The organism is Anaerocolumna sedimenticola, assembly GCF_009931695.1.
In the GTDB taxonomy this organism is placed as follows: domain Bacteria; phylum Bacillota; class Clostridia; order Lachnospirales; family Lachnospiraceae; genus Anaerocolumna; species Anaerocolumna sedimenticola.
Genome location: NZ_CP048000.1, coordinates 5307724 through 5319886 on the forward strand (window position 1 = coordinate 5307724; position 12163 = coordinate 5319886).

Below are 12163 nucleotides of genomic sequence, written 5' to 3' on the forward strand. Positions count from 1 at the left end.
TGAAGTATCGACCACCATCTAAGGCCGCCCCCCTAAGGAGTCTAATAATGTTTGATGATAATAGATGTTGATATCATACCAGTGAGGGCGGTTATCATATTGCCCAAACAGGTAGAACTCATAACCATCTCTGTCATCAGAGGCTGAGACATTTTCTATGATAAATTCCGGTGCAAACTTATAGTATTTTCTAGATTCTTCAGGCGAGTCAATCCAATCTTCTGGACTTTGTAAATACAGAATGATGCGTTCAAGTGCTGTGGCATTTATTCCAAAGCGTTTTTTCCAAAGGGTTTCGACAATATTAATATCAGCTGAAGAGTTTTTAGGTGTGTTGGTATCTATAATTCGTACATAAATGTTATTCGCAAAAACCCCTTGATACTGTTCCGTCAAATAATAGCATTTGGTTTTCAAGAGTTACTATCTCTTTTCCTACATCGTAACCGTCAAACAAGAAAGTGGATTTTCAATGCATTATGTTTATGAGATAATCACTTAAATTACTATTACAAGTATTTTGAGCCTCTCAAAATACGGATAGGAGGATTTTAAGTGACGACACAAGAAGTAAAGAATCATTATAGTTTACAGAAATGGTCTTCCATTATTCAAGAGTGCACAACCAGTGGACTTCCAGTCAGACAGTGGTGTCAACAAAACAGCATTCTTGAGGGGAGTTATTACTACTGGTTAAGAAAAATACGCATAAAGACATTAGAATCCCTTCCTGCAGTCACAACAGAAAATGCAATTCAGCCCGTTCACCAGGAGAATACTGTTTTTGCTAGACTTTCAGTTCCTCAGAGAACTATGACTGCGGATGTTTCTCTGTCTGTAAATGGAGTTGATATTGGAATTAATAACACCGCTACAGCTGAATTAATCCATTCGGTTTTATTGGAGATAAAACAACTATGTTAGGTGATATCTCACGAGCTGAGCATATCTACCTTGCCTGTGGATATACTTGTGTTTCTACTTTCATCCTGTGCCAACATACTCCTTAATGTAATTTCAAATTCATTATTTACATTGATTGAATCTAAATTTTCATTTTCAAAATGCATATTAATCCCTCGCTCTCTTAAAAAACGTATTATTTTTAAAACCTCTAAAGTATCTCTTGATATTCTACTGATTGACTTTGTAATAATATAGTCTATTTTGCCTTTTGCAGCTTTCTTGAGCATTTTATCCAGTTCGGTTCTTCCTTTTCTACGCAGTCCGCTTTCGACATCATAAAATACACCGGCAAATCTCCAATCTTTATTATTTTTTATCATTCTTGCGTAAGCTTCTATCTGGGTATCCAAACTATGTAACTGAGCTGGACCAAATGTACTGACACGACAATAAGCAGCAACTTTCATCTTTTTATTCTCTTTAGGTGCAGAGGGTATAATCCAGATATTTTTCATTTGTATTCCTTCACTATCTATATAAAATATTATGGTGCATTAATATTTTATCAAAAAAGAAAAAACGTGAAAGTATCGTATCATTCTTTCACGTCAAAATATATTTCTATTTAAGACCCTGTAACCTCGCTATTTATAAAGCTTCTGAGCGTTGCAACAGGATTACGGTCTCCACATGCCTTGAACGGTCAAAAAAGATGCCGTTTAATCCTAGTTGGGCCTTGGCGGGAAAATGATTTTTGAGAATTCTCATATAGATTCACTTCATCTTATTGAGTCTTTTTTTATATCCCGACAACTACTTCAATTAGGACTTTTATCCGTTTATATTATATGTAATAAATTTAGTAATTTTATGAAATTAAATATCCATCCGCACGTCTCAACATGCGTGATGAAAAATTTGGAATACTACATGGCAAAAACTCTGTGGTATATTATGAGGGTATAAAGTTGAGTGACATTTTACCCACTTTACCCAATGATTTCTTTACTTTCTATATTGCCCCATCTTAAATTACGTTTAGGACTGCCAAGAAAATATAAATACATGCATTACTTATGCTGTGTGCCATATATGCTCCAATTAGGCTTTTTGTTCTCAGAAAAATGTAACCGCATGACAATCCCATGACCGTTGTCACAACAAGTTGAAGTGGAACCAAGTAAGTGATTTCAAAAGGATACAGTGTCATGCCAATATGCCTTAATGTAAAAACCAATGTTGAGGCAAGCACTAACGCTATGTATAAATACTTTTGGCTTTTAAAGATTGGCTTCCATAGTGTTAATAGTACCAGGATAAGAAACCCTCTAAAATACACTTCCTCCAAACCCGAGATAAAAAGTTCAAACAAAAAGATGCCAGAATAATTTTTTAGGTTGAATTGGAAATGAAACTTATAATCAAATAAACCATTTCTTGCTGCGATTGTACCAATGCTAACATAGAGCGTCATAAAAACAACAAGAAAAAGGACAACCAATCTCAGTGAAAGCTTTATATTAATTAAATTAAAGCCACATTCTTTGAGGTTCTTTTTAGTGACTACACAATAAACTATGATACAAAACATTGAAATCATTGCACAGATTATACCATTTAAACTTAAAACTATATACACGTTTTCAGGATCCCAATGTTTGAATACCGGATACAAGAACTTAACGACAAATCTCATAACATGAAAACTCATCTGGTGACTTAAGAGATAGAATAAGATAATCTCAATAGGTAGTAATATCACTAATATGTACTTTCTCATTCTAATATTCCTTTCATGTTTTCTTAAGATATTATACCATACTCAATAGAATGAAGAAAACAAAAATCACCTGCTAAAATGCACTCAGGATATCCATCTAAAGTTCTTCTATATCTTAGGATCGTTTTAAGATACTTAACTTAATAGTCTTCATTTAACAACTCTTTAATCTATTGAATATTTTTTAACAACGATATTTGATCTGTTGTACATAATATTTTTTATCTTTTGCTATAAGATTTGCTTCTGCCAAAATGTTTCTACTTCCGTCATATGTCCAAAATTCCTCACCCCACCTGTAACAGTAGAGTAAGGAATTCATTCAAAGCTTACTCGTAAATTCACTTTATAATCACATAAACGCTTAAAATCAGGCTTTTCTCCCCAGCAGACAGACCGTCTCCACATGCACCGTTCCAGGGAACATATCAACCGTCTGTACCTCCGGTATCACCTTCTCCGCCTCTCCCGTGATATGATTCCTTAATATTTTCCTCAGCTATCAGCTGCTTCGTATATCCGAGCTTAATGAGCTGTTCATAAGCATTCCATACATGATCTGGAATTTCCTGATAGATTTGATATCCTTTACGTGGATACAATGCGATCCGCTGCATATCTCCCACCATGATATTAATTATCTCATCCCGATCTATATCTTTACTGGGATTATTATCACAATAATCCTCAAAACTCATTTGCGGAGAAGTCACCATTACATTCAGTTCAGTCCATTGCTTCTTAAAGGTAGCGAACGTCCTTCTTTCCATATATGGTTTTTGAACAGCAATAACACTGGATGGAATAATATCTTTTCTACAAAGCAGTTCTCTTGCCAATAAGACATTCTCTCCAGTATTGGTAGATCTGTCTTCAATCAGAATCTTATCCTCTGGTACCCCAGCCTTTATAGCTATCTCAGAAAATATATGTGCTTCTGGTTTCGCCCACAAACCTTGTGTAAGTCTTCCCAATCCACCAGAGAAAACTATAATTGGTGCAAGACCATTCAGATAGAGCTCAGCTCCTCTAACTGCAACCCTTGTATCATGACTGCCCAGAACAATGATACAATCGGCTTTTTCAACCTTATGATTCATATGATGATAATCCCATATGATTTTTGCCAGACTATTAATATCCATAAAACAGTCCTTTCTATCCATTAATTAAAAAATTCCATCACTTTAACATCCATGCGAAAGGGAACGGTTACATTATTATACCATAACGGATAAAAAAAATAATAGGATATCATTCTTTATGGTTATAACTATTCACTATTTAATCTCAATTATCACTCCCATTACAAACAAATCTGCTTATTGTTACTTTTTATCGCTAAAGTTATTTATTCTTAACTTTATTTGCCAACTCAGCTAAATTTGAAACAATATAATTTGGTTCGATTCCCAGTCTTTCTACAGGCTTATTTAAACGGTTAATCCAACCTACTGTAAATCCGAACGATTTTGAACCGGCCACATCCCAACCATTAGATGAAACAAAAAGTATTTCATTTTTGTTTACCCCTAAATTCTCAACTGCTAAATTATATACATTTGCTTTAGGCTTATATGTTTTTAGAGAGTCGACACTTATAATAGCATCCATATGTTTATCCAGATTTGTATTTGCAGCCAATTCCTTAAGCATTTTCGGACTACCGTTCGATAAAATCGAAAGTTTCCAAGGGCGAAAGGCCTGTAAAGATTCCACTACTTCCGGGTAAAGATCTAAATATAAGTATTCATTCAAAATGTCTTCTATTGTTCCTTTACTATACTGTAAATTAAGTTCATCCAGGGCATAGGATAGGGCATCTCCGGTTAATGACCAAAAGTCTTGATATCGATCCATTAAGGATCTAAGCCAGGAATATTCCAATTGTTTTTGTCTCCAAACCTGACTTATCTGGTATCCTTTTCCTGGATAAATTTTTTCACATTTCCTGACTATAGAATGTACATCGTATAAAGTACCATAAGCATCAAATACAACAGCCTTAATCAATTTAACCACTCCTTTTATAATTATTGTAATTGGAGTATATCACACGATATTGTATTAGTAAAATTGATAATTGAAATAAAAACTATTATGATTTATAATAGTTTTTGAGGTGTTCTCTATATGGAAATAAAACAATTGAAAACTTTTTTAACTTTAGCGAAAACAGGTAATTTTAGCTATGCTTCTGAATTACTTGGGTATGCACAGCCTACTGTTACTACCCATATAAGATTATTGGAAACTGAGTTTAATGTTAAGCTTTTTGAAAGGCTTGGGCATAGAACCAAATTAACTCCGGAAGGGGAGCGTTTACTTTATTATGCGGAAAATATACTCAAGTTCTCATCTGAGGCAGTATCAGCATTTTCTGATTATGAAACAACCGGCGGCAAAATTATAATTGGTGCGAATGAATCGTTTAGTGCTGTTCGTTTACCATTAGTACTAAAGAATTTTATCCAAAAATACCCAAATATTAACATCAGCTTAAAATTTGGATCCGTGAAGTCAATCCATGATTTACTTCAAAATAATGAAGCCGATATTGCCTTTTTTTAACCCGTGAGATTTCATTTCCGGACCTAATTGTAGAGACGATGATTGATGAACCTATTGTAACGGTTGCTTCACCTAACCATCCCTTTGCCCTAAAAGCTTCCGTTAATATCAAAGATTTCGAAAGTCAGGATTTAATAACTACACAGGAAGATTGTACTTATCGTGCCATGATCGATGATCTTTTAAATGGAGCAGGCGTTCATCCCAAAACCACCATTGGCATAAATAACATTCATGCTATAAAGCAGTTGGTTATGAGCGGACTTGGAATTTCAATATTACCGCGAGTTTCTGTTGAATACGAAATTACCCAAAGCTTACTTACTGAAATTTTATGGGAAAAACCTCCTCTTCCGGTTTTCACTCAAATTGCTTATCATAAAAACAAATGGCTTTCTCCCACTATTATGAATTTTTTGGAGATGGCAAGGGAACTGAAGAAGAAAGTCTGATGCTCTATCCTATCAATAGTATTCCGGATTAATATAACTCTTGCTGTTCGGCTATGTGCTTCCACGTTGCCTAAACGCCACTAGAGACTTTCACCCATTAGAACCCGCCCATGGCGGGCAAACAAAAAGATCTCTAAACCTTCCATAATCAAGATAAGAGTGTAGAAGTATTCGTTACATTTGTCGAGGATTCTCATACCTCACTGCTCAACAACTTCACCTGCTGTAATAAATCCTTCTATTATTAAAAGTAAATTGTATTTCTTCAATCAATATAGAAAAATCATCCTTACGGTTGGAATTAAACTATACGGTTATGTCTCCCTTTGCGGCAATTTTTCATTTACTTATGATGTTCTTAATTGTTTTATCAATTCCAGAAGACAACCTTGTTACAATTAATATAGCTAAAATACATGCTATAATAACAATAATAATTGTAGCATTCTTAATACTATCAGCTTGCCCGGTAATAGTGGATTTTGGTATTAACGCACAGAGCGCAGCTCCAGTGTCGCTAACTTTAGAATACAGGAATAAGGAGGTAGCGCCCTTATAGTTAACATATTTTGAACCACTTACTTCTTTCCCTGCCATTGCTTCCTTATAGAAAGCTTGGTTTACGAAGATCTTTTCTGATTTGAGTGCTTCCATATCAATACTAGGATCCTTTTGCTTTAACGAATAATCAATAATCTCTTTTCCATCCAGGGTTACCAATCCTAGAAAACCGGTTTTGTCAAATTTCAGATCAGAAAGAATATTTTTCACAACGTCTGCCTTAACATCGATAATCAGGAATGCATTAACATTGGAAACATTTTTAATAAGTCTCATGGAATAATCATCTGCACTTGTTTTCAACTGTTTATCAAGAAACGCATCTTCGCCATCCCATACAGTTTCAGTTTTATTATTATCCAGAATTTTGCTTAAGTCTGTTTTCTGAAAGCTTTTAAAAATTCCACTATCAATGCCTTCGCCGGTTGAAATAGAATCAACATTATCATTAATTAAATATATATTTTGGATGAATTCATCCGTTGCCTTCTTGGAACATAAGGTATTAGCAATGGAATCTGCATATACAAATGCTTTTATCTTATCATCGTGGCTTAGAGAATACCTTTGGATTAAACTATCATTCGCATACAGTATCGCGCTTGCCTGGACAGATTTAAAACCAAACTTCATACATTCGCCTGCCATATTAATTATATCTTCTGATGCCTTCTCGTATTTACTCTCAATAACTTCTGAAGCTTTTAAAAAGGATACGATTCCCAAGAGGATGATAAATAGAATAGGAACCATAAAGGAAGCTATTAATTTAAACTTAATTGTCGCAAAAAAACTCACTTTCGCTACATTATCATGAAATTTTTCGCTTCTTGCCTTTGTATTTTTTTTAACAGCCACATTTACAATTTTCGTATCTTTGAATCGTTTCTCCTTCAAAGTCTTTTTCATAGTAGGTATTATTCTGTTAAAAATGCTGTCTCCCGTTCTTTTCATATTTCTCCTCCGGTATTTTAATTTGATTAAATTGAATGATGTTAAGTAAATAACTTTTTACTTCAACCTCTTTTGCAGGGAATACTGCAGATTCTTCTACGGATATAATTAACTGTACCAAGTAAAACCATTATAACATAATATGGTAGAAAATTCCATTAACTATTGTCTATAATTAAGTATAATCTAATCATGTTAGATTTTTGAGGCAGGAGTTATATGATAAAATACGGATAGATATTGATGGCTTAATGACTTTGTTTTATTATAATTTAAGGTGATTCGTATTTTGAGAATTCATACAATAATGATAATTTTAATATAGTTCCATCAAACTGACCACACTTCTGTGAATACCTTTTCCAGTATTAATTAACAAATAATAACAAAGAAAAGCAACCAGCGTTATCACTGATTGCTCATTATCCTTTATTTTCGTTCTTTCATTTACTAATTCAATTCTTTGCCTATTCCCTTGTTTTGTAAAACATAAATTGTAGATCTGAACATTTTATCACTCAACACCGGTGTGTACTTTGCTGCTCTCCAAATCCAATAATAAATTATAGAGTTAATATTCCGGCTGTATTTTTAATTTTAAGCATCCAAAATGTAGATTCAATTTCATTAGCTAGCCGTTGTCTTCGATTCTCTCCTAGTCCCATATGCATCCCCATTACCCAATACCCTTCCTTTTCCGTAAGAAATTGTTTCGGCAATATATATGTACCATCTACTGTTCGAAAAGATTCCAAATAATTAACAGCAGAAATAAACCATTGAGAGTTAACTGCATTTTTAAAATGTGCCATAAGTTCTAATCTTTGCAATAATAATGAACCACATTTATCAAAATCGGTAAACGAACTATTAAAGCACGGCAGCTTTACATCCCAGCCCATAGAATAATATTTTCCTCCCGGTGCAGAAAGTATTCCATATCCATCTGGTAATGCTTGATATTCCGTATTAAGAATATAATCTATAATATTATAAATTTTATCCATATCACAAATATCACAAGAATCAATCATTGCTGCAAATCCATATACATCAAATATTAATGGATATTTATACCACCCGTTTTTATATAAATCAGGTTTTATGATAGGTCTTCCCTTAAAAGCTACTGGAATTCCCCCATATACCTCTGCATTATCATATAGGTCATAGTCTAGCGATTGTGTGAAATCATATACATGAATTAACCGCTTTTTTAAGAAAGTTATAATAGCTTCATCCCTGTAACCTGCCAGCAGAAAGGATGCAGCAAAAATAATCAAGGCAAATACATCCCACTTTCCTTCATCTTTCTGTATCATATCCGAAAACCATCTTCGAAGAGGCAAGGTCTTTTCGTCAAATTCCTTGATACCTGCATGTAATCCCAGATTAACAAGTTTATTCATGCAGTTTTCAAAACAGGTGTTAAAGCTCCCATGATAATTTCTTAAGCTTACTTCATTTGGTTTGAAATATGAAAGCCATGATCTAACTTCATTACTACTTAATAATTCTTCTTCCAATACTGAAATATTGACCGGTATATTATTTTTACATATTTCATCAGCAATTCTATATCGAATCACTGCATTACCATTTTTAAAAAGCCAGTCAAGTGCGCTCTGGTAACCCATGATACATCCTCCATTATACTATAATATCCATTATATCAGATTGACAAATAAATACAATTATCATGTCTTTCTTTTACAAAAAATATTAGGTATTCCTATCATGTAAATTCCACTAATGCCCAGCTTACTTATGACTTTCAATTGTTTTAAATTCGCTCTAAACTCTTATACTTATTCCCTATATCTTAGACAAGCACTGATTTACCGGTAGCGATCGGATTGGGTATTCTGGCAATTGCAATTCTCATTTTTACACGAGGGGAACTTGGCTACAAGTTATTCTGCGATTACTTTATTACTAATTACAAGATTTTTACACTTTCTTTCTGTTAAAAGAAGCACCGCCTGCGTCGAAATGACGACAGGCGGCCTAAATTCTTTATTCAATTAACCCTATTTATCCGTACTACCGTCTCCACATGCCTTGAGAAGACAATAAAGATGCTGTGCAAGGATGGTATCCCCTTGGAGGCAAAGTACATTGTATATTAGATTATCGATTTCCAAAGCATTGTATCAATCTCATTATCCCAAAGCGTAATTATACTTAGGGAGATGTCATAGCGATAATTTGATTGCCTTTTTCGGACAGGTGTCAGCACAACTTCCACAGAGAATACATTCTGAATTATACATTTTTTTCATCTGTACCATATCTTTCACATCCAGACTCATTGGGCAATTTTTATTGCATAATCCACAAGAAGAACATTTTTCCGGTTCGCAATTCAGCTTTATAAATGAATATTTGAAATGTTTTCTTATTTTAGTACCAATGATCAGAAAGGGGGCTGCCCAACATACATAATGGCAGAAACCTCTTTTCCCACTGAGCAAACATATAAGCAAAGCCAAAGTCAAACAAACATAATACACCATATAAGCCTTCATATCCATCAATGAAATCCCATGATGAGTGATAGTAATATATGTAAAATCAATTTTTTTGATTCCATCGTTGAGAAAGAAAAGAAAGATGATTGCAGACAACCATGGAACCCAGATAAAGAATTTTATGAGATTCAATTTCCCACCCTTTGCCTTTTTGTCAACGGCAATCATGCAGCATTCTTGTAAGCCGCCAACCGGGCATAACCAGCCACAGTAAGCTCTACCGAACAATAACGATGACAAGAATAGTATCCCGAAGACAATCAAGCTTCCACTTACAATTCCTTCCATAGCTCCAAAAAAAGGAATTGCCGGTGAAAAATAATCGAAAACGATTGGCAATGTCAAAAATGTAATAAGTACAATACCTCTTCTAAGTTTTTGCCTCTTCATATCATATATCACCTCCGTTTTTTTGTATTCGCTTTACTAGAATTATGATACATAACCAAAGCATTACAATTACCATGCTCCAAAGTACAACAAATTTTGTTATTGTCACTACGCTGCAGATTGATGCGAGCATCGGAAACTTGGATGGATAATGCATGCAAATGAAAAGAAGCATAATATTTTCACCTATATCCAATAGACTCCTTATAAAAGGAAGAAGATACAGATATCGCAGTGAGGAATGGATATCCGCTTTCCGGGTCAGATATGTAATAAAAAGAGAAGTGAGCAGCATAAATAGCATAATAAACAAGAAATCAACATATAGGTTTTTAATGAAGTCATTCCGTCCGATTGCTCCGATTTTATCCAGAAATTCCTTAAGTGAATGCATGTTGTATCCCCAGTACCTCATGTCTGGAATTTCCTCATGCATGCCTTTTATTCGCAAAGTCAGCTGATGCATTATTAGGAGAACTCCGAATAACATAGGTAATAGTGGAAGGAACCATCTTCGGTTTGCATAGTTGTCCATTTTATTCGATATTCGTTTCAGTAATTGCATGTTTACTCCTTATCTTCTCACGATAATCAGGCTGGATCATTTTTTAAGCTTCCAAGTATCAAATCCATTGATATATCATTGAAATCCTCTTCTAACAATGAAAAATAGCTTATAAAATTATCCCCTGTGGATGCCATAAGACAATAATATCCAGTCATTATGAATACCAAACTAAAAGCGATCTTTCTCGGATTAATTCCTGGCTTTATGCTACCATCCGATACACCATCAGCAATCACACAAGCAGTCTCTTCAAATAACTGTTGATTTAGTTTCATCAATTCTCCTTGGTAAAAACTATCCTGTAGAGCTTTTTTTTTCACTTGTCCCTGCCAGCTAATGATTTTCAACATTTGTGGGTTACTTTTACATAGTTGAGCTAATTGTTTACTTGCCGAACATAGTTTTAAAAAACCAGTTTTTTCGGACTGATATCCACGACTGATATGCGAAAGCAATTTATCATAAATATTATGGACAACAGCAAAATACAACTCTTCTTTATTTTTAAAATATCTGTACAGTGTACGCCTAGTGATCCCCGCTTCATTTGTAATAATATCAATGGAAGCTGAATCAAACCCCATTCTACCAAAAACATGTTCTGCAGCCGTGATAAGGGTTTCTCTATATCTTATCTCATTTTCCTTCCGTGACATATTAGTATTACCTCCATAACTAAATTGAAAAGTATAACGTTAGTATACTTTTCGATTATCAGTTTGTCAATACCAAAACGAATAAATATTTTCAGAGCAATGTTTTCAAAGGATCAAATTTTCAAATAAATCCTTATATTCATTTGTACAGAAATTTCACTGACTTCAAAAAGTAAGAACTTTGTAATCTCAGTTGAAAATTACAAAGTTCTTACCTTTCATATGGGACTTATGTTACATCCCCTTTTGATATTAAACATGAACCTTAGTCGTACACGTCTATAATGAGGATCAACAATATACAAAGCATTTGGAATCATAATTTTTTTTATAAAGCGTCTCCATTCTTACCATAGTTATCATGTTTATACATACCCGGTACTAGTGTACAAATGATATTCCACATATTTATAACATCTTGTGGTCAAATCCTACTTTTTGCCCTCCGAACCACATTTCGTCATCATTATTATCGTTTCCACGTGCCTTGAACGGTCAAAAAAGATGCTGCTTTAGCCTGATGGGACCTTGGCTTTTGTGTTCCGTTGGATTTATCCCATGTTTCCTTAATTTTAAATATCCTTTGCGATGAGCTTAATGGCAGCCATAGCTCCATATAGCCTGCATCCGGATTTTTATCATAATATATCTCGGCAGCGAAATCGTCGCAAGTCAGGACTTCCACTAAAACATACAAAATTCCTTACCCCCAATCACGGAAAGTAAGGAATTCTATCTCAATTTTCTTATAGTACAACTGCATTTCATATTAATTTCACGATTATTACAGCAAT

Annotated in this window: 13 protein-coding genes; 3 read left to right on the forward strand and 10 right to left on the reverse strand. The window is 34.1% G+C overall.

Annotated elements, in window-relative coordinates; genetic code table 11:
* Positions 1–18: 18 nt before the first annotated feature.
* Complete coding sequence (locus tag Ana3638_RS23655) at positions 19–417, reverse strand: hypothetical protein (protein ID WP_161840227.1); 399 nt, start codon at positions 415–417, stop codon at positions 19–21.
* 138 nt (positions 418–555) lie between these two features.
* Here Ana3638_RS23655 and tnpA point away from each other — a divergent pair, with 138 nt between their 5' ends.
* Positions 556–924, forward strand: coding sequence for an IS66 family insertion sequence element accessory protein TnpA (gene tnpA, locus Ana3638_RS23660; RefSeq protein ID WP_161837892.1), 369 nt, complete (start codon positions 556–558; stop codon positions 922–924).
* Between the two features lie 8 nt (positions 925–932).
* Here the strand turns inward: tnpA and Ana3638_RS23665 are convergent, their stop codons facing one another.
* The 4 genes from Ana3638_RS23665 to Ana3638_RS23680 all read right to left on the reverse strand — a co-directional run bounded on the left by Ana3638_RS23665 (position 933) and on the right by Ana3638_RS23680 (position 4699).
* The gene (locus Ana3638_RS23665; protein ID WP_161840228.1) at positions 933–1421 is read right to left on the reverse strand and encodes a recombinase family protein; all 489 of its coding nucleotides are present in this window, start codon (positions 1419–1421) and stop codon (positions 933–935) included.
* Between the two features lie 512 nt (positions 1422–1933).
* Positions 1934–2686 (reverse strand): CPBP family glutamic-type intramembrane protease, encoded by a 753-nt coding sequence (locus tag Ana3638_RS27205; protein ID WP_408609487.1) that lies wholly within the window; start codon positions 2684–2686, stop codon positions 1934–1936.
* 428 nt (positions 2687–3114) lie between these two features.
* A complete protein-coding gene (locus Ana3638_RS23675; RefSeq protein ID WP_161840230.1) occupies positions 3115–3831 on the reverse strand; it encodes a YdcF family protein in 717 nt (238 codons plus the stop codon).
* Between the two features lie 202 nt (positions 3832–4033).
* Positions 4034–4699, reverse strand: a complete 666-nt coding sequence (locus Ana3638_RS23680) for a haloacid dehalogenase type II (RefSeq protein WP_161840231.1) — start codon at positions 4697–4699, stop codon at positions 4034–4036.
* Positions 4700–4819: 120 nt separating this feature from the next.
* Between Ana3638_RS23680 and Ana3638_RS25870 the strand changes: the two genes are divergently transcribed.
* Both Ana3638_RS25870 and Ana3638_RS25875 read left to right on the forward strand, forming a co-directional pair.
* On the forward strand, positions 4820–5257 hold the full coding sequence (locus Ana3638_RS25870) for a LysR family transcriptional regulator (RefSeq protein ID WP_161840232.1): 438 nt from the start codon (positions 4820–4822) through the stop codon (positions 5255–5257).
* 38 nt (positions 5258–5295) lie between these two features.
* Complete coding sequence (locus Ana3638_RS25875; RefSeq protein ID WP_161840687.1) at positions 5296–5709, forward strand: LysR family transcriptional regulator substrate-binding protein; 414 nt, start codon at positions 5296–5298, stop codon at positions 5707–5709.
* A gap of 339 nt (positions 5710–6048) precedes the next feature.
* Here Ana3638_RS25875 and Ana3638_RS23695 read toward each other — a convergent pair whose 3' ends face one another.
* From Ana3638_RS23695 to Ana3638_RS24755, 5 genes are all read right to left on the reverse strand, one after another.
* The gene (locus Ana3638_RS23695) at positions 6049–7224 is read right to left on the reverse strand and encodes a cache domain-containing protein (protein WP_161840233.1); all 1176 of its coding nucleotides are present in this window, start codon (positions 7222–7224) and stop codon (positions 6049–6051) included.
* Positions 7225–7787: 563 nt separating this feature from the next.
* Positions 7788–8861 carry a hypothetical protein gene (locus Ana3638_RS23700; protein WP_161840234.1) on the reverse strand — a complete coding sequence of 358 codons (1074 nt, stop codon included), beginning with the start codon at positions 8859–8861 and terminating at the stop codon, positions 7788–7790.
* 558 nt (positions 8862–9419) lie between these two features.
* Positions 9420–10145 carry a 4Fe-4S binding protein gene (locus Ana3638_RS23705; RefSeq protein WP_161840235.1) on the reverse strand — a complete coding sequence of 242 codons (726 nt, stop codon included), beginning with the start codon at positions 10143–10145 and terminating at the stop codon, positions 9420–9422.
* A 591-nt stretch (positions 10146–10736) separates the two neighbouring features.
* Positions 10737–11369, reverse strand: coding sequence for a TetR/AcrR family transcriptional regulator (locus Ana3638_RS23710; RefSeq protein ID WP_161840236.1), 633 nt, complete (start codon positions 11367–11369; stop codon positions 10737–10739).
* A gap of 469 nt (positions 11370–11838) precedes the next feature.
* On the reverse strand, positions 11839–12066 hold the full coding sequence (locus Ana3638_RS24755) for a hypothetical protein (protein ID WP_202621534.1): 228 nt from the start codon (positions 12064–12066) through the stop codon (positions 11839–11841).
* Between the last annotated feature and the right edge of the window lie 97 nt (positions 12067–12163).